This window comes from Thalassospira sp. MBR-102 (genome assembly GCF_040549275.1).
Lineage (GTDB): Bacteria > Pseudomonadota > Alphaproteobacteria > Rhodospirillales > Thalassospiraceae > Thalassospira > Thalassospira xiamenensis.
Window position 1 is genome coordinate 200,259 of sequence record NZ_JBEPTC010000007.1, and the last position, 21,188, is coordinate 221,446.

The 21,188-nt window shown below is 51.4% G+C and carries 20 protein-coding genes and 1 tRNA gene; 8 read left to right on the forward strand and 13 right to left on the reverse strand.

Annotation, left to right across the window (positions count from 1 at the left end; translation table 11 throughout):
* Nucleotides 1-17 precede the first annotated feature (17 nt).
* The 6 genes from ntrX (at nt 18) to ABIE64_RS13950 (ending at nt 6,149) form a co-directional block, all read left to right on the forward strand.
* Nucleotides 18-1,400: a nitrogen assimilation response regulator NtrX gene (ntrX, locus tag ABIE64_RS13925; RefSeq protein WP_007089554.1), complete on the forward strand. Its 1,383-nt coding sequence runs from the start codon at nt 18-20 to the stop codon at nt 1,398-1,400.
* 43 nt (nt 1,401-1,443) lie between these two features.
* The gene (gene trkA / locus ABIE64_RS13930) at nt 1,444-2,823 is read left to right on the forward strand and encodes a Trk system potassium transporter TrkA (protein WP_007089555.1); all 1,380 of its coding nucleotides are present in this window, start codon (nt 1,444-1,446) and stop codon (nt 2,821-2,823) included.
* 62 nt (nt 2,824-2,885) lie between these two features.
* Complete coding sequence (locus ABIE64_RS13935) at nt 2,886-3,572, forward strand: HAD family hydrolase (protein WP_354377729.1); 687 nt, start codon at nt 2,886-2,888, stop codon at nt 3,570-3,572.
* Nucleotides 3,573-3,692: 120 nt separating this feature from the next.
* Nucleotides 3,693-3,950 carry an RNA chaperone Hfq gene (hfq, locus tag ABIE64_RS13940; RefSeq protein WP_007089557.1) on the forward strand — a complete coding sequence of 86 codons (258 nt, stop codon included), beginning with the start codon at nt 3,693-3,695 and terminating at the stop codon, nt 3,948-3,950.
* The gene (hflX, locus tag ABIE64_RS13945; RefSeq protein WP_139192097.1) at nt 3,910-5,289 is read left to right on the forward strand and encodes a GTPase HflX; all 1,380 of its coding nucleotides are present in this window, start codon (nt 3,910-3,912) and stop codon (nt 5,287-5,289) included. Before hfq ends, hflX begins: the two co-directional genes overlap by 41 nt.
* A 38-nt stretch (nt 5,290-5,327) precedes the next feature.
* Nucleotides 5,328-6,149, forward strand: a complete 822-nt coding sequence (locus ABIE64_RS13950) for an inositol monophosphatase family protein (protein WP_354377730.1) — start codon at nt 5,328-5,330, stop codon at nt 6,147-6,149.
* Between the two features lie 17 nt (nt 6,150-6,166).
* Here the strand turns inward: ABIE64_RS13950 and mazG are convergent, their stop codons facing one another.
* From mazG to ectA, 5 genes are all read right to left on the reverse strand, one after another.
* Nucleotides 6,167-6,991 carry a nucleoside triphosphate pyrophosphohydrolase gene (mazG, locus tag ABIE64_RS13955; protein ID WP_114093417.1) on the reverse strand — a complete coding sequence of 275 codons (825 nt, stop codon included), beginning with the start codon at nt 6,989-6,991 and terminating at the stop codon, nt 6,167-6,169.
* Between the two features lie 150 nt (nt 6,992-7,141).
* Entirely contained in the window at nt 7,142-8,641 is a 1,500-nt protein-coding gene (locus ABIE64_RS13960; RefSeq protein WP_007089561.1) for an aspartate kinase, read from the reverse strand.
* Nucleotides 8,642-8,727: 86 nt separating this feature from the next.
* A complete protein-coding gene (locus ABIE64_RS13965) occupies nt 8,728-9,129 on the reverse strand; it encodes an ectoine synthase (protein ID WP_007089562.1) in 402 nt (133 codons plus the stop codon).
* A 65-nt stretch (nt 9,130-9,194) separates the two neighbouring features.
* Nucleotides 9,195-10,478, reverse strand: a complete 1,284-nt coding sequence (ectB, locus tag ABIE64_RS13970; RefSeq protein WP_354377731.1) for a diaminobutyrate--2-oxoglutarate transaminase — start codon at nt 10,476-10,478, stop codon at nt 9,195-9,197.
* A 116-nt stretch (nt 10,479-10,594) separates the two neighbouring features.
* Complete coding sequence (ectA, locus tag ABIE64_RS13975; RefSeq protein WP_007089564.1) at nt 10,595-11,143, reverse strand: diaminobutyrate acetyltransferase; 549 nt, start codon at nt 11,141-11,143, stop codon at nt 10,595-10,597.
* A gap of 209 nt (nt 11,144-11,352) precedes the next feature.
* Between ectA and ABIE64_RS13980 the strand changes: the two genes are divergently transcribed.
* The gene (locus ABIE64_RS13980) at nt 11,353-11,964 is read left to right on the forward strand and encodes a MarR family winged helix-turn-helix transcriptional regulator (RefSeq protein WP_354377732.1); all 612 of its coding nucleotides are present in this window, start codon (nt 11,353-11,355) and stop codon (nt 11,962-11,964) included.
* Between the two features lie 238 nt (nt 11,965-12,202).
* Here the strand turns inward: ABIE64_RS13980 and ABIE64_RS13985 are convergent, their stop codons facing one another.
* From ABIE64_RS13985 to ABIE64_RS14020, 8 genes are all read right to left on the reverse strand, one after another.
* Entirely contained in the window at nt 12,203-12,976 is a 774-nt protein-coding gene (locus tag ABIE64_RS13985) for an MBL fold metallo-hydrolase (RefSeq protein WP_354377733.1), read from the reverse strand.
* Nucleotides 12,973-13,791, reverse strand: coding sequence for a TatD family hydrolase (locus tag ABIE64_RS13990; RefSeq protein ID WP_354377734.1), 819 nt, complete (start codon nt 13,789-13,791; stop codon nt 12,973-12,975). Before ABIE64_RS13990 ends, ABIE64_RS13985 begins: the two co-directional genes overlap by 4 nt.
* Complete coding sequence (gene metG / locus ABIE64_RS13995; RefSeq protein WP_354377735.1) at nt 13,788-15,347, reverse strand: methionine--tRNA ligase; 1,560 nt, start codon at nt 15,345-15,347, stop codon at nt 13,788-13,790. Before metG ends, ABIE64_RS13990 begins: the two co-directional genes overlap by 4 nt.
* Before the next feature lie 86 nt (nt 15,348-15,433).
* On the reverse strand, nt 15,434-16,537 hold the full coding sequence (locus ABIE64_RS14000; RefSeq protein ID WP_354377736.1) for a DNA polymerase III subunit delta': 1,104 nt from the start codon (nt 16,535-16,537) through the stop codon (nt 15,434-15,436).
* On the reverse strand, nt 16,537-17,196 hold the full coding sequence (gene tmk, locus ABIE64_RS14005) for a dTMP kinase (protein WP_354377737.1): 660 nt from the start codon (nt 17,194-17,196) through the stop codon (nt 16,537-16,539). The genes ABIE64_RS14000 and tmk overlap by 1 nt, the downstream gene beginning before the upstream one ends.
* Nucleotides 17,193-18,365 (reverse strand): D-alanyl-D-alanine carboxypeptidase family protein, encoded by a 1,173-nt coding sequence (locus ABIE64_RS14010; RefSeq protein ID WP_007089571.1) that lies wholly within the window; start codon nt 18,363-18,365, stop codon nt 17,193-17,195. Before ABIE64_RS14010 ends, tmk begins: the two co-directional genes overlap by 4 nt.
* A gap of 123 nt (nt 18,366-18,488) precedes the next feature.
* Nucleotides 18,489-19,559, reverse strand: coding sequence for a septal ring lytic transglycosylase RlpA family protein (locus ABIE64_RS14015; RefSeq protein WP_354377738.1), 1,071 nt, complete (start codon nt 19,557-19,559; stop codon nt 18,489-18,491).
* A 51-nt stretch (nt 19,560-19,610) separates the two neighbouring features.
* Complete coding sequence (locus ABIE64_RS14020) at nt 19,611-20,618, reverse strand: lytic murein transglycosylase (RefSeq protein ID WP_354377739.1); 1,008 nt, start codon at nt 20,616-20,618, stop codon at nt 19,611-19,613.
* Between the two features lie 259 nt (nt 20,619-20,877).
* Between ABIE64_RS14020 and ABIE64_RS14025 the strand changes: the two genes are divergently transcribed.
* Nucleotides 20,878-20,967: transfer RNA gene (locus ABIE64_RS14025), tRNA-Ser, on the forward strand.
* Nucleotides 20,968-21,188 lie beyond the last annotated feature (221 nt).

The following is a 21,188-nucleotide window of genomic DNA, read 5'->3' on the forward strand; positions in this document are numbered from 1 at the left end:
GGCATATTGGTCAAGACATGGCGCACGATATTCTGATCGTCGATGATGAAGAAGATATCCGGGCTCTGATTGCCGGAATTCTGGAAGACGAAGGACACAAGACCCGTCAGGCAGGCTCCAGCCAGGAAGCGCTTTCCGAGGTTGCTGCTCGCCGTCCGAGCCTTGTTATCCTCGATATCTGGATGGATGAAAGCGATCACGACGGTATCGAGACTCTGAAGCTGATCAAACGTGAGCATAGCGAAGTCCCAGTAGTCATGATTTCCGGCCACGGAAATATTGAAACCGCGCTTGAAGCTTCACGCAACGGGGCATATGATTTCATCGAAAAACCGTTCAATACGGATCGGCTTTTGCTGGTGGTTGAACGTGCCATTGATGATGCGCGCCTGCGCCGCGAAAACCGCGAACTAACCATGCGGGCAGGGGGCGATACCGAACTTGTCGGCAGTTCAAGTGCCATCAACGGATTGCGCCAGGCCATTGATCGGGTTGCCCGCACAGGAAGCCGTATCCTGATTTCAGGCCCTGCTGGTTCGGGAAAAGAGGTTGTCGCGCGCCTGATCCACAAAAATTCCGCCCGTTCAGATGCACCATTCGTTGTGCTGAACTGCGCAAATATTTCGCCGGAAACGATGGAGGAATCCCTGTTTGGTGCGGTTGCGGCTGCAAATCGGGAAGCCCGCACCGGGGTGCTCGAACTCGCACATGGCGGTACGCTTTTGCTTGATGAAGTGGCTGATATGCCACTGGAAACGCAAGGAAAAATCGTTCGTGTGCTGCAAGAACAAACCTTTGAACGTGTTGGTGGTTCTGTTCCGGTCAGTGTTGATGTTCGTGTCGTTGCGACGACTGCGCGCGACCTGGAAGAGCGTATTGCTGAACAGCGTTTCCGTCAGGATTTATACTACCGTCTGAATGTTGTACCCTTGCAGGTGCCGTCATTGCAGCAACGTCGCGATGATATCCCGGATCTTGCCGAATGGTTCCTTGTGCGTTACGCCGAAGCGACCGGCCTGCCAAAGCGTAAACTGTCGGGGGAAGCATTGGCTGCGTTGCATTCCTATGACTGGCCGGGAAACGTTCGTCAACTGCGAAATGTGATTGAACGATTGATGATCATGGCGCCGGATGACAGTACGGATATTATCAGCGGTAAAATGCTGCCAGCCGAGCTGTTTGAAGATGTTCCTGTATCTTTGAATTTTGATAAAACCAGTGAAATCATGGCATTGCCACTGCGTGAAGCCCGCGAGATGTTCGAAAAGGAATATCTTCAGACACAGGTAGAGCGCTTTGGCGGGAATATTTCCAAAACCGCAAGTTTTGTAGGAATGGAACGTTCGGCCTTGCATCGAAAACTCAAAAGTCTGGGCGTGAATGGAGAACGTGCTGAATAAGCCGCCTCATACGATCCGGAACTTTTGAACGGGAGACGAAACAATGAAGGTCATCATTTGCGGCGCCGGGCAGGTGGGCTTCCACATCGCCAAATACCTTGCTGCCGAAAACAATGATGTGACGGTTATCGACCAATCGGAAGAATTGGTTCGCAAGATTTCCGATACACTGGAAGTCAAGGGGATCATTGGCTTTGGATCACATCCTGATGTCTTGCAGCAGGCAGGTGCCGATGAAGCAGATATGCTGATCGCGGTGACCTTTGCCGACGAAGTCAACATGACGGCCTGTCAGGTTGCGCATTCGCTGTTTAATGTGCCGACGAAAATCGCCCGTATTCGCAGCCAGACCTATCTGCAGCCAGAATGGGCAAGCCTGTTTGGCCGTGAAAAGTTGCCGATCGACGTTGTGATTTCCCCTGAAATGGAAGTTGCCCGCGCCGTCGCACGGCGTTTGCGGGCACCCGGTGCATTCGACATGATCCCGTTTGCGGATGACAAGGTCAAAATCCTTGGTCTTCGCTGCAACGAAGATTGTCCGGTGATCAATACACCGCTTCGTCAATTGCATCAGCTTTTTCCGGATCTGAATATTTCGATCCTTGGCATGATCCGTAATGATAAACCGGTTTATCCCAAGGGCGATGATCAGATGCTGGCTGGTGATCTGGTCTATCTGGCGGTGTCCAGTGACCAGGTGGATCGTGCCATGTCGGCCTTTGGTCACGAAGACCCGGAAGCACGACGCATTGTTATTTTCGGGGGTGGGAACATTGCACTTTTCCTGGCCGAGGAAATCAATCAGAACTTCCCAGGTGTCACTACCCGCCTGATCGAGGCTGATCCGGAACGTGCCCGTTTCGTAGCTCAGAAACTGCCCAAGAAAAGCGTGGTTCTGCGCGGGGATGTGCTTGATCCCGAACTGCTTGAAGAGGCCAATGTCGGCAATGCCGAGGCGGTTGTCGCGCTGACTAACGATGATGAAACCAACATTCTGTCATCGCTTCTGGCGAAACGGTATGGCTGCCCGCGCGCGCTGACCCTGATTAACAAAAGCACCTATACATCTTTGGTTTCCGAGCTTGGGATTGACGTTGTCATCAGCCCGCGCATGACGACGGTGTCGACCATTCTGCACCATGTTCGCCGTGGGCGAATTCGTGCGGTGCACAGTCTTTCCGAAGGATTTGGCGAAGTTCTGGAAGCCGAAGCACTTGAGACAGCACCAATTGTCGGCAAGGCGATCAAGGATATCGCCATGCCGGCAGGCGTTGTGTTTGGTGCAATCCTGCGCGATGGCGAAGTCGTGATGCCACGCGCCAATACGGTAATCGAAGCCAATGACCGGATTGTGGTCTTTGCGGGCTCCGAGCAAATAAAAAAGGTCGAAAAGATGTTTGCCGTACGGCTGGAATATTTCTAAAAATTCAAAGGCTTGCAGCATTATTATTGTAAATCAGATTAACGTGCGTTCCGGATATATTCATGTCAGAAAAAATGCTATTGCCGCCCAAAGCCGTTATTTTCGACTGGGACAACACGCTGGTCGATAGCTGGGAAACCATTCAGGCGGCTCTTAATCTGACATTTGATGATTTTGGCAAGGATCGGTGGGACCTTGCCGAGACAAAAACACGGGTCGCGCGTTCATTGCGGGACAGTTTCCCAACCCTTTTTGGCGACGACCGCTGGGAAGAAGCCAAAGATCGTTTCTATGCCCATTTCAAGGCGATACACTTGGAAACCCTTACGCCACTCGCTGGCGCGCATAATCTTTTGGGTGCGCTTCGTGATACTGGTGCCTATATGGGGGTGGTCAGCAACAAGAACGGTGATTTTCTGCGCTCGGAAGTTGCCTATCTTGGTTGGGGGCATTATTTCGGTGGTGTGGTCGGGGCTACAGATGCAAAAAAAGACAAACCGGCGGCTGATCCGGTGCATATGGCGATGGGCGACTCTGCTGCGGCGCAATATGAGAATCTTTGGTTTGTGGGTGATAGCGTGGTCGATATTCAGTGCGCGCGCAATGTTGGTGCAACCGCGATACTGATCGGCGACGGAATTACCGGCCACGGGGACACCACGAATTCCGCGAATCTTGGACCAGATTGGCATTTCCCCGATTGCGAAGTGCTTGTAAGGCTTGTAAAAAGCTTTGCGAAAGTCTTATAGTTCAATCAGGTCATAAAAATGGGGCCGGAACCGTAATTGACAGAAAAGTCGTCGGTTCTGCATTTTCCTTGACCGCCCGAAACGATAAAAACGCTCATAAAAGAAGGCTAGGTCTAACCAATGGCGGAAAAATCACAAAATGTTCAGGACGTATTCCTGAATTATTGCCGTAAAAACAAAACGCCGGTTACCGTGTTTCTGGTCAACGGAGTCAAATTGCAGGGCATTATTACCTGGTTTGACAATTTCTCTGTTTTGCTGCGGCGCGATGCTCACACCCAGCTCGTTTACAAACACGCGATTTCGACGGTAATGCCGACGACACCGATTAAACTGTTTGATCCGAGCCAGCCTGCAACGGACGAAGAAAATAGCTGATGAATCTCTGACTGCGGGGGCTAACGGCGACGATGACAGCCCCCGGGTCCTCGTTTTCCATCCGGAACTGAAACGTGCGGATCAAGCTGGATCCTGGCGCGACGCATCGTCGCGACTGGAAGAAGCCGTCAGCCTGACCGGCGCACTGGATTTTGAAGTTGTGGGCGCAGAGGTTGTGCCCATAGCAAAGACACGTCCGGCCACCCTGTTTGGGACCGGTGTCGTTGAACGCCTTGGAAATCAGATCAAAGCCGAAGAAGCCGACATTGTCATGATCAATGGCCAGCTTTCCCCGATCCAGCAACGTAATCTGGAACGGGAATGGAAATGCAAGGTTATTGATCGGACCGGTCTTATTCTTGAAATCTTTGCTGATCGTGCGCGCACCCGTGAAGGGCGCCTGCAGGTTCAACTGGCGTTGCTGAGCTATCAAAAGTCCCGTCTGGTTCGCACATGGACGCACCTTGAACGCCAGCGTGGCGGTCGCGGGTTCCTTGCCGGTCCTGGGGAACGCCAGATCGAGATCGACCGTCGTTTGATTGGCGACAAGCTGGCCAAACTTCGCCGTGAGCTTGAGGAAGTCAAGCGGACACGCGAACTTCATCGCGAGGCACGTCGACGCGTTCCTTATCCGATTGTGGCACTTGTCGGCTATACCAACGCTGGCAAATCAACGCTGTTCAACCAGTTGACCGTTTCGGACGTCTTTGCAGAGGATATGCTGTTTGCAACCCTTGATCCGACCATGCGCGGTCTTGAACTGCCAAGTGGTCGTAAGGTGATCCTGTCCGATACTGTCGGATTTGTTTCAGACCTGCCGCACGATCTTGTAGCAGCGTTCAGGGCGACACTTGAAGAAGTTCTCGAAGCTGACTTGATCGTGCATGTGCGTGATGCCTCCTCGCACGAGGCGGAAGCCCAGAAGCTTGACGTGCTGGAAGTTCTAAAAGCGCTTGGTCTGCAAAAGGCAATTGACGGCGAAGAGCTGGTCGAGGCGCTGAACAAATGCGATCAGCTTGAAGGCGAAGATTTGACCGCTGTGCAGGAATATTCGGCACGTAATGCCAATACGATTGCAATATCAGCGATCAAAGGCACCAACTGTGATGCGTTGCTGGCTCTGATCGAGGATAGGCTGACCGAAGACATGCCTGTTTTCGAGCTGCTTGTCCCTTATTCGGATGGCAAGGCGTTGGCTCGGCTCTATGAACAGGGCGAAGTGCTAAAACGGATTGACGGTGAGGACGGCATTTCGGTGCAGGTCAGAATTGATGACAGTCGCGTCGGTCGTTTCGAAGATTGGTGCGCCAAATCCGGGTTTGATCTGCATTTGGTCTAGAATTGCCTGTTAGAACTCAGACTGGAAAGGAACAAAGTGTGCTTAGTGTCGATATGGATAAGGTGACTGAGATTATCCGCGAAGTATCGGCAGAAGAGATCGCACCGCGTTTTGGGCAGCTGGAAAAAGGCGACATCGATACCAAAACCCATGCAATGGATCTGGTAACGATTGCGGATACCGAGGCAGAACGTGTTCTAACAAAGAGGTTTTGCGATCTTTTGCCCGGCAGTGTCGCACTGGGTGAAGAGGCCGCGCATGCCGACCCGAAACTGCCGGAACGTGTGTTTGGTGAAGATGCCCCGATCTGGATCATCGATCCTGTAGACGGCACCAAAAACTTCGCCCACCACAAACAGCCGTTTCGCTGCATGGTTGCCCTTTATCACGGTGGCGAAACTATTGCTGCGTGGATCGTTGACCCTATTGAGGGTTCGGCAACTGCCGCGGAAAAAGGGGCGGGGACGTATCATAATGCCACCCCCGTCCGGGTTCGCTCAGACATTCAGGCAGCTAAAGATGCCAAGGGATTTCTGATCTCGTTCGCGCGTGATCGTATTCGCAAGCATTATGGTCATATCGATTTCTTTGACGAGATTGCCCACTATTCCTGTTGTGGGGCCGAATATCAGGAAATTGCCCGGGGACTTTTTGATTTCTGCGCCTATCGCAACCTGAAACCCTGGGATCATGCGCCCGGCACCTTGCTTGTGCGGGAGGCTGGTGGTGTTGCCAAATATATCACCGCTGACAGATCGAATGAATATCACGCCAATGGCAATGCGCCAGGTTTACTGTGTGCATCCTCACCTGAACTTTGGGCGGAAATGAACGAGTTATTGCTGCCTTTGTTCGAGTAGTTTTCGCTCTTTATCCTTCAACCGCTATTGCGCTCCGCCTGTTTGGCGGCGTTCCAAAGCGCATCCATTTCTTCCAGATCGGATTGCCCTGCACTTCGCCCGTCGCGTGCCAATTCGTTTTCGATGAAATGAAAACGTCGTGTGAATTTGTGGTTTGCGCGACGCAAGGCAACTTCGGGATCAACACCCAGCTTGCGCGACAGGTTGGCCATGACGAACAGCATGTCACCGAGTTCGTCCTCAATCCGATCCTGATCAGGGTTTTCAGTCAGTTCGGCCTGCAGCTCGCCGATTTCTTCATGCAGTTTATCAAAAACTTCATCCGTGGATGGCCAGTCAAACCCCACACGCGCAGCCCGTTTCGTCAGTTTCTCGGCACGCATCAGCGCGGGCAGGGCGCTTGCCACACCGTCAAGGGCGCTATGGCGTTGCTGCCCTTTTGTTTCAGCCTTTTGCGCACGTTCTTCGGCCTTGATCTTTTCCCATGTCTGATTGACACCATCCGTGGTTATGGCATCACCATCGCCAAAGACATGCGGATGACGATCAATCATTTTCGAAACAATGCTGTTTGCGACATCTTCAAAGGTGAAATGACCTTCTTCGGTGGCCATCTGCGAATGAAAAACGACCTGAAGCAACAGATCGCCAAGTTCCTCGCGCAGTTCGCTCATATCATTCTGGGCAATCGCATCGGCAACTTCATATGCCTCCTCGATTGTATAGGGGGCGATGGTCGCAAAATTCTGTTCCAGGTCCCAAGGGCAGCCGCCATCGGGATCACGTAATCTGGCCATGACATCCAGTAATGCATTGATTGCCTTGCTGTTATGGTTCGCCATGTCCGTAATGTCCTGCTTATTCGTTGTGACTTGTTCATTCTGTCGTAACGCGACATACCCTGCATGGCAAGCTCGCGGAAAAGCAAGGCAAAACAAAAACCGCCAGAAGATGACTGGCGGTTTTCGATTTGTAATTGCCGCTTGATTTAATCAGGCTGCGGCACGCTCTTCGGGTTTGGCAACGCTTTTATCGTCAGCTTTGCTATGCTTGCCTTCGACAAGCCCCCGATGCAACGCCTTAATTGCCTTGTTGAAGTCGCCTTCGGCAACCACGAACTGAAGATCAACACGGCGACTTGGATAGTGGCTGGCGACCAGTTCAATGCCGTCGGCGTCAAGAATGCCAACCGCACGGGCAAATAGGCCCGGCTGATCAATATTGGCACCGATCACAGAAACAATTGCAACCTTGCGGGTTTTCACACTCGCTTCGGGTTGTTTCTCTTCGATCTCATCCACACAGCGGCGGATTTGCTTAAGCGGTGCGGATACATAATGCGTGATCGTGTTTGCATTCAGGTTCTTGGTGACGGTTGGAACCTTGAAGCGTTTCAGGACACTCAGAATTGTTTCTTCACCACCGGCAACACCAACCATGTCCTGATTGAACACTTCGATCTCGAATGCTGTCGGTACGCCAGTCACGATTTCGACACGGCTGTCATCCGGGTCCCAATGATCGTCAATGACGGTCCCCGGATGTTCCGGCTCAAACGTATTGGCAATACGAAGTGGGATATCATTCTGACGCAGCCCCTTTGCTGCGCGCGGATGAATGGCTTCCATGCCCATATTTGACAACTGATCGGCGACATCATAGCTGGTGCGACCAATCGGACGCACGGCATCCTCACCGACGATGCGAGGATCAGCACTCGACAGGTGGAATTCCTTGTGAATGATCGCTTCGCGGGCCTGTGTCAGGCAGGCGATACGCGAAAACGTTACTTCGCTGTATCCGCGACCATAGATGCTCATCAAACCTTCGCTGCACTGGGCATAGCCAGTGGCAATCGGAAGCTGTTTGGCGATGTCGATATCGGAAAATACCTTTTCGATACGGCCATCAAGCGTTGATGCTTCCGGCTCACGCCAGCCAGAAAGGTCGGCAAAAACAGCATTAACACCCTTGGCACGGAGCAACAGCATGGTGTTGTGGGCACTATGCGATTCACCAATCGCGCTGAGCATTTCGCGAACAGTCAGCAAATGCTTTTCAAGTTTGAAATGCCCAAAGCTGCACAGGCGATGCAGGTCCATCAGACAACTGCGCGTGCCTTCGATACGCTCTTGAACGAATGCATTTGCCAGCTTGAGCTCCGGCGCATCGCCAAAGATTTCTTCGTTAATCGCACACATCTTTTCAGAAACCTTGGTCAGGGAATCGCCCCATGCCCAATCGGTTTCCGAACCCGCATAAAGCTGATAAACGCCGGCTTCACCGGTCTTTTTGTTTTCCAGCAGCATGTCAGTGAAACCGCCATAAGCCGAAACCACAAAAACGCGGTTATAAAGTTCTTCATCGCTACGATTGCCGACAAGGATGTTGTCCATTACGGCATTGACCTGCGACATCGATGTTCCGCCGATCTTGTGAACGCTATGCCCAGCGTCCGTTTTTGCGACAGTCTTTTTCTGGGCTGAAAGCATGTTGCCTCCTTTGGGGGCGTTTCCTTGAAAAGTCTATTCATTCAAAGCTTGGGGCGGTCCGTAATGGCCGCCCCAAAGCAAAAGCCCTAGCTGGCGAGTGCATCACCATCAAGCGGGTAAACCCCGTTTTCATCGTGGGTTTCGCGCCCGTTAAGCGGCGGGTTGAACGCACAGGCAACCACCATATCCTCAGTGCCACCACGCAGATAATGACGATCGTGCTTATTGAGTATGTAAACTGTGCCAGGCACGATCTTGTATTTCTTGCCGTCCGCGATGGTTTCGACTTCGCCATTACCAGAAATGCAATACACGGTCTCGAAATGGTTGGCGTAGCAAATTTCGGTCTCGGTGCCGGCATAGATCGTGGTGATGTGGAACGAGAAACCCATGCCATCATCAGCAAGCGACAGACGAGTGCTTTCCCAGTTATCGGCGACGATACGGCGACCGGATGCTTCACATTCTTTCAGTGTACGAACAATCATGTATAACTCTTTGATTTAATTAGAACCGTGGGGCAGGGCGACACCGTGATGTCGCCCAGATAAAATCATTCAGCAGCAGCCTTTGGTGCAACAATTTCCTTGTCCATTGCCTTGGCGGTCGCCATTTCCAGAATATCAAGGCCGTGGGCCAGATCTTCTTTGGAAATGATCAAGGGCACCAGGCATTTGACGACTTCGTCTTCCGGGCCACTGGTTTCGATAACCAGATTGTGCGCGAAACATTCCTTGGTAACCTTGGATGCGACCTCGCCACTTTCAAAGCAGATACCCTGCATCAAGCCGCGACCTTTGCGATAGATTTTCCCATCGCCATAGCGTTCGGCAATCTGTTCAAGGCGCTTGCCAAGGAAGTCGGCCTTGTCTCGGATATCGCTAGCGAACCTGTCATCCGACCAGAAATGATCAAGTGCAGCCGCCGCCGTCACAAATGCATGGTTATTGCCGCGGAACGTGCCATTGTGTTCACCCGGATGCCATACATCATATTCCGGTTTGATCAGAACAACCGCCAGCGGCAAACCATAAGCCGAAAGCGATTTAGAAAGCGTCACCATATCGGGCTTGATCCCGGCTGGCTCAAAGCTGAAGAAGGTGCCTGTTCGGCCACAACCCGCCTGAATATCATCAACGATCAGCAGGATATCGTGCTTACGGCAGACCTGTTCCAGCTTTCTCAGCCAGTCAAAATCAGCAGCGTTCAGCCCGCCTTCGCCCTGAACGGTTTCAACGATGATGGCAGCTGGCAGGGCGATACCACTTGAATTGTCGCCCAGAACACGGTCCAGATATTCAGTCGTGTCGGCACCGTCACCCATGTAACCATCGAAGGGGACCGCCACGGCATTATCAAGAGATACCCCGGCAGCACCACGATGATGCTCGTTACCAGTAATTGCCAGTGCACCAAGTGTTACACCGTGGAAACCATTGGTGAATGAAATCACGGTTTCGCGTCCTTTTACACGGCGCGCAAGCTTAAGGGCCGCCTCAACCGCGTTGGTACCGGTTGGGCCTGTAAACTGGATTTTATAATCCATGTTGCGTGGTTTCAGCACTTTGCTTTCCATTGCATTCAGGAAAGCAGCCTTGGCCTTGGTGTGCATATCCAAGCCATGAGTAATGCCGTTCGATTTGATATAATCGATCAGTTTTTCCTGCAACACAGGGTGATTATGCCCATAGTTAAGGCTACCTGCACCAGCAAGGAAGTCGAGATAACGTTTGCCAACGGTATCGGTCAGCCAAGCACCTTCCGCTTTTTCAAAGGTAACAGGAAAGGAGCGAGCATAGCTCTGGACTTCCGATTCAAGACGATCAAATACAGTCATAATTCCCTCTTTTGATTGGGAAAATAAAAAAATGGTCCTGTCATAGCAAACGTCCGGGCAAGCCGGTTTGTTCCAACTAAATGACAGCAGAAAGCAGGAAAATGATGATCTGGCGATCAGGCTGCTACGCGCGCAACGTCCTCACGCTCGAACGGGCCGATCTGCCAAAGTATTTCACTTGCGGATGCGCCATCGAAATGCGTTTCGCGTTCGAACAGGACCTTGCGTTTGACCTCGGTCTCCAGTTCGCGTGCCACGGAACGGAAAACACCCTGTGACGGTGCATTCGACGACGTGATGGTCGTCTGCAGTTCGGTTACGTCATGGCAAATCGGGCGATCAAGTATTTCAAGAATCATGGACTTCGCAAGCTTCAGGCCGCGCGCCTTTGGTGAAACGGCAACCTGCCAGATAAACAGACGTTCCGGATTTTCCGGAACAATGTAGCCGGAAACGAACCCTACGGGCTCGCCGTTAAGTTCTGCGATCACGCAGGTATCTGCGAAATGCGAACATTGCAAAAGGTTGCAATAAACAGAATTTTCGTCCAGCGGCTTGCATTCAGCAATCAATTCATTGACTGCTGCACCGTCTGTGGCCTTGGGTTTCCGGATCATCAAATTGGCTTTACGGCCGTTATTGCCGTTTGTGGTGGCAATTTTCATCGGTCTATCTGCTCTATTATTTCGATACACGATCTTTCATGTCGCGATAAATATATAGAATATCGATGCAAAAAGGTCAACATGCGCTCTGTGATGAAATCGTGACATCTCTCAATATATTGATATTATTTGATATTTTATTTTTTGTGGGCCCATTCGCTTTATGGGGAAATCAAAGAAATTTGCATAGATGATACAACGGATTTCGATTGAAATATATTTCGATCATCTATGTAAAGAGTCCGGAAAACGTTGCAGAGTATCAGTTTTATGGGGTATTAGTTGGTCAAATCAGAACAACAAATTCCGGAAATTGCTGCATGGACAAGTTGCACGAAGCGCTCATTTCAATTCGACGCATTTTACGTGCCAGCGACATTCACGCCAAAAAGCTTGGAAAAGTCACCGGCCTCAAGACATCGCAACTTATTGTCCTCCAGTCTCTTGAAGAATTCGGGGAAATGACCGTTGGGGAAATCGCCGGGAAGGTCAATCTTGCCCAGGCTTCCGCAACGGCGCTTGTCGATAGGCTTCAGGCGATGAACCTCGTGATGCGTGCGCGCGGAAATACAGACAAACGAAAGGTCTTTGTGCAATTGACCGAGCATGGTCGAAATGTTCTGGGTCGTGCACCAATGGCACTTCATGATCGGTTTTCTGATAAGTTCAAGGCGCTTGACGAGTGGGAGCAAAGCTTCCTCATCGCAGCCCTGCAGCGTGTCTCCGGTATGATGGACGCCAGCGACTATGACGTCGCACCACTGCTTGATCATGAGGTAATCGTAGAGAAGGGTGGTGAACCACCCAGATCCGCTCATTGATTGGTCTGCAGCCAAGAGGTTCGCGTACGAAAATACAGACGACAGGCGCAAAAAGAAAAGCTTGGAATGTGTCATGATGATAGTCGAGCAGAAATTTAACAACGCCGATCATGAAAAAGTATTATGTTTTATAACAACAGCTTGACTGAGCTTTCTCATTAAACAGATAACGTTTAATTTGTCATAATATATATTATAGAACTTTGTGATGTAGGAGAACGAACAACCTTTCCGACCTTCAATCCAGATCAATAACCAGCCCATCATACGCTGGCGCGACATGATCCGGCGTATCTGCCATTGCTTCATCGTAATCAAAAAGAATGCTCATATGCGTGAAGTAAGTTTGTTTGGGTTTGAATTCCTCAACCCACTGCAATGCCTTTTCAAGATGTGCGTGTGTCGCATGCGGTTTATGACGAAGGCAATCAACAACCCAGACATCTAGCCCGTAAAGATGTTCTCGAGATTCTTCCGGGAAATTGACCACGTCCGTTGAATAGGCAAATTTCCCAACTTTGAAGCCAAGTGTTTCACCGTAACCGTGATCCTGACGGAAAACGGTTATCGGAACCCCTGCCGCCTCAAACGGCCCGGATATCACATGCGGGATCAGCACAGGTTTGTAATAAAAGTCTGTGCCGTTGGCCAATGGTTCAAACACATAGGCAAAACGATGATCAATGTCAGAGATGGTTTCGGCAGACGCGTAAATATTGATCGGTCGATGCATCGCGACATTGATCCAGCGAAGCTCATCTATGCCATGGACATGATCTGCATGTGCATGTGTGAACAGCACCGCATCAACGTGATTGATGTCATGGCGCAATGCCTGCTCACGAAAATCCGGTGTCACATCGACCAGGATTTTTTTACCTCCCTGCTCGATCAGGATTGAACTTCTCAGACGACGGTTTTTCGGATTTTTCGGATTGCACTTTCCCCATCCCAAGCCAACGGATGGGACACCGTTTGATGATCCGCAGCCCAGAATGGTGATTTTTGTCACTGTTCGCCCGCCTCCGGGGACAGAAGATTCTTGCGATCAGCTTTCTTGAATAGTGTGAAGAAATTATCGCTGGTTATCCGAGCTATTTCTTGAACATCAACGCCCTTGATCTGAGCAAGTTTTGCCGCTGTATGTGCGACATAGCTTGGTTCGTTTGGTTTACCGCGCTTCGGGACTGGTGCCAGATATGGCGCATCGGTTTCCACAAGCAAACGGTCAAGCGGAACATCAGCGACCGCTGCCTGAATTTCTTTTGCGGAATTGAAGGTAATAATCCCGGAGCACGAGATATAAAAACCAATCTTCAAGGCACGTTGCGCCAGCGTCGCCGAACTTGAAAAGCAATGAATGACACCAGTAAACGGCCCCTTTTCATATTCCTCTTCAAGGATATCCATCGTGTCGTCGTCTGCGTCACGTGTGTGGACAATTAACGGCAGACCGGTTTCGCGACATGCGGCAATATGGGCGCGAAAGCTTTGGCGCTGTGCTTCGCGGGGGGCATGATCGTAATAATAATCAAGGCCGCTTTCGCCGATACCGATAATCTTCGGATCGGATGCCATTTCGATCAGGCGATCAGGTGATGAAAGCCCCTCCTCGCCCGCCTCGTGCGGATGGACACCGACCGTGCAGTAAATGTGGTCAGCTTTGGCAGCGACGGCGCGAACATTTTCGAAAGTCGAAAGCTTGACGCCGATACTGACCATCATACCGACACCAGCATTCCGGGCACGTTCAATTGTGCCCGGAAGGTCTTCGGAAAACTGGGGATAATCCAGATGGCAGTGGCTGTCGACAAGTGCGACATTCATGCCTTCTCTCCTTCGTCTTCGACATAGCGCGGGAATACGCCTTCCGGCTTTGGCAGTTTGGTGCCTGCGACCAGAGCGTGATCTGCGCCAAGCTGTTCAAATCCGCGCTGATCGAGCGGTAGAACAAGCTGATCAAGGATTTTGGCAGCAGATGCGGGCATCAGCGGCTGCACGAGAATACCGACATGACGAATGACTTCGGCAAGGACATACAGTACAGTTTCCATGCGCGCCGGGTCGGTCTTTTTCAAGCCCCAAGGAGCCATTTCATCGACGTAGCGGTTCGCGTCACCAACCAATTCCCAAATTGCTTCGATGCCTTTATGAAATGCCTGTGCATCAAATAACGGACGAACGGTATCAAGCATGCCATAGGCCTTACCAAGGATGGCCTGATCAGCCTCGGTAAAGTCGCCTGCGGTCGGGACAGAAGCGTTGCAATTCTTGTGGATCATCGAAAGGACGCGCTGGCACATATTGCCAAGATCGTTGGCCAGCTCGCTATTCATGCGGTTGACCATCGAACGATGCGAGAAGTCACCGTCGTTGCCAAAAGGAACTTCGCGCAGCAGGAAATAACGTGTCTGATCCAAACCATACCGATCTGTAAGGTCGTAGGGATCAATCACATTGCCCAGCGATTTAGAGATTTTCTGCCCCTCATTGGTCCACCAGCCATGCGCAAAGACCCGTTTCGGCGGCGTGATCCCGGCGGCCAAAAGGAATGCAGGCCAATAAACAGCATGGAACCTAAGTATATCCTTGCCAACCATATGCAGATCTGCAGGCCAGAACTTTGCAAGTTTCGCCGGATCCGCATCCGGATAACCGATCGCGGTCAGATAGTTGGTCAACGCGTCAAGCCAGACATACATGACATGATCTTCGTCGCCCGGTACCGGTACGCCCCATTTAAAGCTGGTCCGCGATACCGACAAATCATGCATGCCACCCTTTACAAAGCTGATCACCTCGTTACGGCGTGACTGTGGCGCAATGAAATCGGGATTGTCGTCATAGAATTTCAGCAAGCGATCGCCCCAGGCGGACAGCTTGAAGAAATAGCTGGGCTCGGAAACCCACTCGACGGGGGCACCGGTTGGTGCAACCTTTTCCCCATCCTTTTCAATCAGCTCCTTTTCGCCATAGAACGCCTCATCGCGAACGGAATACCAACCGTCATAAGAGCCAAGATAAATTTCGCCCTTTTCAAGCAATGTATTCCAGAGTGCCTGACAGGCTTTCTTGTGGCGTTCTTCGGTCGTGCGAATGAAATCGTCATTTGAATAATTCATATGAACGGCAAGATCGCGGAAATTCTGCGAGACCTGATCGGTAAAGGTTTGCGGATCGATCCCCTTGGCCGCAGCCGATTTGTCGACCTTCTGGCCATGTTCATCGGTGCCGGTCAGGAACATCACGTCATAACCGTCCAGGCGCTTGAAGCGGGCCAGAACGTCGCAGGCAAGCGTGGTATAGGCATGTCCTATATGCGGCTTGTCATTAACGTAATAGATCGGTGTTGTGATGTAATAGGGCTGTTTGTGCCCGGTCATGATCGCAAATCCTTCGCGCAAGTCGTGAAACAAAACGGCCCGAAATGGGCCGTTATGGTCATAATTCCGGTTGATCGGTGCTTTTTTCAGTTTCGCATGGTTTCTTCAAGCATGAAGAACGCATTGAGTAGAGCCTGTTTGCGATCAAGATGCAAACCACGCGTGGCACTCATCAGTTCGCTGATCTTTTCCCACACCTCAATCCATTGATCAAGCGGTTGCGCAGCGGCCATGCGCTGCATCGCGGGCAATTCCCCCACAATCACTTCGCGCGGCGCCTGCCCCGTTGCCGCAAAGCGTATCAGACGACCTAGCCACCAATGCAGGAGGTTCGTCACCGTGGCAAAGGCGGCATCACGATCCGCCTGGGAAAACCGTTCTGAAAATTTATGCTGTGCCAGCACGTCCGCATCCGGCAATGCCGCGAGCAAACGGACCATTTCGGTATAAAACTCAAGCCCGCCAACATCGTGCAGTTGCAATGCCCGGCCAATACTGCCTTCTGCCAGACCAGACAACGCATCCCGGTCATCAAGATCAAGGTCCGGGCAATAGCGCCCCAGAAGATCGATCACCTGATGGTCTTCAAGAACACCAAGATTAAGACGGCGACAGCGCGATCGGATCGTCGGCAAAAGCTTGCCAGGTTGATGCGCAACCAGGATCATCATTGCGTTCGCAGGCGGTTCTTCAAGAACCTTGAGAATCGCATTGGCCGCGTTCCGGTTCAATTCATCGGCAGCATCGACAATGACAATCCGCCAGCCGCCTTCGGCAGCGGTTTTTGACATGAAATTGCCAACCGTACGAACGCTATCAACGGTAATTTCCCCCTGCAGACGCTTTTTCTTTTCGTCATACTGGCGTTCAATAACCTTGAGATCGCCATGCCCACCCCCTGCAATGCGACGGAAAACAGGGTTTTCAGGATCAACATGTAGTCCTTCGGGAGCATCTCCAAACAACCCGCCGCCCTGTTCATTGCCACCAGAAAGAACGAAACGCGCCATACGATAGGCGAGTGTTGCCTTGCCGACCCCGCGGGGGCCGCATAACAACCATGCATGATGCATGCGTTTACTGTTCCAAGCATCCAGAATGGTCTTTTCAGCGTCGTCATGACCTACGAAATGGCCATTGCGGCGGGGCGTTGGGAAAGTACCATTTTCTTCCTGATCATCAACAGCCATTATCCGGTCCCCTGCGCGGATAATCTGGAAGAAACTGCCGAAATCATGCGTTCGGAAACGGTATCGATGTCACTGTAGGCGTCGATAATTTTACAGCGTTCCGGATTTTCACGGGCAATATCGATAAAGCCCTGTCTAAGCCGTTGATGGAAATCTGATCCCATACGCTCAAAGCGGTCTTCTGCCGCACTAACATTGGCAAATCTAGCCCCCGCCCGTTTCAGACCGACATCAACCGGTAGATCAAAAATAAGTGTCAGATCAGGTTTGAAATCGCCAATCGCGACGTGCCAAAGATTGCGGATATATTCTGCGCCAAGACCATGACCATATCCCTGATAGGCGACTGAGGAATCGGCAAAGCGATCACACAGCACAACCTTGCCTTCGCAAAGTGCAGGGCGAATGGTGCGTTCAACATGGTCGCGACGCGATGCAAACATCAGCAACGCCTCCGTCACGGCATCCCAACGTCCCGGGTCGCCGGTGAGCAAAAGATTTCTGATTTCCTCAGCTCCCGGTGAACCACCGGGTTCTCGGGTTACGACAACGGCGCGTCCGCGCTGACTGAACCAGCTCTCAAGCCGACGTATCTGGGTTGTTTTGCCACTGCCTTCACCACCTTCAAAGCTGATGAATAAACCGGGCACCACACTCACCCGTTTGCTCCCCAAAGCAGGTATTTGATTGCCGCACCGATGCGACCAATAAAGCCAAGGCGATCAACTTCGGTTGCCGCGTAAAGTGGGAATTCATGCGGCTCTCCGCCTGGAAGTTCGACTTTAAGCGTTGCAACCTGCTGTCCCGCAGCAATCGGAGCCGGAATTGGGCCTTCGTAAACGACCGAAACTTTCATGTCGTCACGATTGGTGCGCGGCAGAGTCAAAAGAATGTCCTGATCGGTGACCAGATCGACTTTTGCTTCAGAACCAAGCCAGACGTTGGCTGAGCTTACAACTTCGCCGGAATCAAACAGGTCGTAATTGTCAAATTCGCGGAAGCCCCAATCGAGCAATTTTTGGGACTCTGTCCGGCGTTCACGTACGGAACCCAGACCATTCACCACAAGAATAAGGCGTCGACCATCACGTTCTGCTGTCGCGGTCAGGCCATAGCCAGCCGTTTCAGTGTGACCGGTTTTCATGCCATCCACGCCGGCACTGGTGCCCAAAAGCGGATTCCTGTTTGGCTGGCGAATACCGTTATACGTGAATTCCTTTACGGCATAGAGCTTATAAAGCTCGGGAAAATTCCGGATGGTGTCGCGTGCAAGAATAGCGAGATCGTGCACCGTGACCAGATGGCTTTCATCTGGCCAGCCGGTTGCGTTTTTAAACACGGATTTTGTCATACCGATTTTGCGGGCTTCGGCGGTCATTTCCTCAGCAAAGGCTTCTTCGGTTCCAGCCAGTCCTTCGGCGACGACAATGGCGGCGTCATTTCCCGACTGAACAATAATGCCATGCAGCAAATCGTTGACCGAAACATCGGAGTTTACCTCGACGAACATTTTCGATCCGCCCTTGCGCCATGCTTTTTCGCTAACATGAAACGTGTCATCAAGCGATACGCTGCCACTTTTGATGCGATCAAACAGCATATGAACCGTCATCATTTTGGTCATTGATGCCGGTTCGGTAAGCGCGTCACCATTCTTGTCAAGCAAGACCGTACCGGTGTCGAAATCCATCAGATAGGCTTCGCGTGCAGTTGTCTCGAGGGCGTATGCACTGGTCAGGGATATCGCCATGGCCGAGCCGAATATCGCGGCCCCGGCCACTACCCGGTTCAGTTTTGTCTTGAACGGAATTGGCGGCATCAAACTCATAACGTCCTAACCTTATTCTTTAAATTCAAAAATCGTACCGCCGTTGCTGCGGCGGACAAAGATCGGTCTCTATGTCGCAAATCCGGCAAAATTGTGCAACCGCTTCGACTTTTCGACAAATTCCTAGCAACCTGAAACGCTGCTTTGCAAAGCGCCATCGGCGCATTCGACGACAACTTTTGCACCATTTTGCCCCGTGGCAATGACCCGCTCGAGCAAAATGTCAGCTTCCGGAACGGTATTTAACGGTCCAAGGCGAACGCGGTAAAAGGTGGTTCCCTTTACGTCAACCGGCTCTATTTTGCTTGGTGCCATGTCATACAGGCGGTTCCGAAGGTTAAGGGCATTGTCATAAACAGAAAACGCACCTGCCTGCACATAGATTGAAGACGGTGAAACAGGCTCAACCGTGACGACTTCGCCCTCATCAACCGTACCGTCAAGTGCGGTTTGCTCAACAGATTGTGTGGTTGCTCTCTTCTCAACTGGCGGCGTTAACCGGATGGTCGACTTTGTTGGTTCCCCGCTGTCCGTAATCGGCCCGTCATTATCAAGCTGAACCGTCTCCACCGTATCGCGGGGGGCTGCGGAAACAGTCTGCTGTTCTGCTACTGTCACAGCAGGCGCAGCCTTACCCTGCGCAATTGCAGCCATCTGCCGGCTTTCATCTTCGATCACTTCAACCATAACCTTGGCCGTTCCTTTTTGCTCGAACCCAAGAAGTTGGGCGGCGCGGCGCGACATATCAATGATACGGCTATGCGCAAACGGTCCGCGATCGTTGATGCGCACCTTAAGCGAGCGTCCATTTTCAAGATTGGTCACACGCACCACACTTGGCATTGGAAGTGTACGGTGGGCTGCAGATACCTCGTACTGGTCAAAGATTTCGCCATTCGCGGTCTTCTTGCCATGGAATTTCGGGCCATACCAGGATGCAATACCGGTTTCCTTGTACTCGTAATCGGCCGCCGGGTAATACCATTGCCCTGCTATCTCATAAGGATTGCCAATTTTGTAAGAGCCAACTTGCACTGGCGCCTGCTGTTGGGAGCCTCCAATACGTTTGACGCCATGGACAGCAAGTTGCGTTTCAGCACAACCGGCCAATAAAACGGTCATGGCAAGTGCACCAGCAGCCCAACGGCCTTTGTTCCAGCCCTGTACAAGCGCCTTGCGCGCGTTTCTCGGCATTCAGTTGTCCCCGTCCAGATATTGAACCTGTATTTGATAAATCCAGAATAACTAGCGACCCGCAATCGCATCAGCAAGTGTGCCAACTGCAATTGCAAAATAGGTAGATCGGTTCCAATGCATAATGGTGTGGAAATTGTTATAAACCATATAAGCAGGTCCGACACCGTCATTTACAATGACAATTGCGGCTTCCATATCGGCTGATGGCAGGCTGGAACCGTCGGGCATCCGCACACCAAGCTTCTGCCATTCGCTGATCGGTTTGCGAATTTCGCGCCCTGTCATTGATTTATCAAGATTTTCGGGAATGCTGACCTTGCGGCCCCAGCGTTCATCCGTTTTCCAGCCAACGGTAGACAGATAATTCGCAGCAGAGGCAAACACGTCTTCCTTGGCGCCCCAAAGATCAATCTTTCCATCGCCATTTCCATCGCGCGCATAATTCAGGAAGGTAGAGGGCATAAATTGCGCCTGCCCCATGGCACCGGCCCAGGACCCTTCCATCTTTTCTGCCGCGATATGTCCTGCATCAATGATTTTAAGCGCATTGATCAGTTCAGTGCGGAAATATTCTGCGCGCCGACCTTCAAAGGCCAGGGTTGCGAGCGAGTCAACAACCGAATATCCACCAGTATGACGTCCAAACCCGGTTTCAATTCCCCAGAACGCCGTCAGGTAATGCCCCGGAACACCGTATTTCTTGGCAGCAGCATCAATGACGGTACGGTTCTCGGCATATTTGCGGCGTCCCTCATCTATTCGAGACTGAGGGACCACACGCTGTAAATACTGTTCGAAGGTCAGTTTGAATTCCGGCTGGCTGCGATCATACTCGATAACTTTCGGGATCGGCTGTGTGTTTGCAAAGGCAACATCCAATGTAGATTGGGAAATGCCCTTTGACGCGGCATCCTTTTTGAAATCAGCCAGCCACACTTCAAAACCTTCGGTCGTAAAGGCCGGTAATTCATCGGTATTGGCTTGAGCAAGAACAGGTGAAGCCGTCACGAGCATGCCAATAATTGACGCTACAGTCCCGATGATCCGATAATTCATTTTGCTCGCCTCGTGCCGGTTCAATTTAAAATTCCCAATCACTTTGACAGGGGATCCAGTCATCTTTGTATCTGCACTCATTTTGTGCGCTTCATAATGCTGATACCGTCTTACACGTTAAGACTTGTTAAATGTCTCGAGTATGCCTGAACGTAAATTACCCCCCTAAGAAATTTAACAAAGCCGACACTGGCATATTGACAGGTGCATCCCGGCAATTTATTGAGAGCGCGCAGGGCGATAACCGCCACCACAATGCGGAGAGATGGCAGAGTGGTTGAATGCACCGGTCTTGAAAACCGGCGTGCCTTTACGGGTACCCAGGGTTCGAATCCCTGTCTCTCCGCCACCTCCCTTATTATTAGCCGAATTTTGAACAGCGCTAAGACAAGTGTTTGTCATCGCGTTTATTCGCACGCATGAGTCGGTTCAGTTCAATCACACGATTAAGCCAGATAAAATGAAACGCCTTTTACTAGGACCAATCGACATTTAATTGCAGGGATTCCCAAAGCAGCCCAATTTTGATTCACTGTCGCCGTTTTAACGGTCAGTGGAGAAGAGATGAAA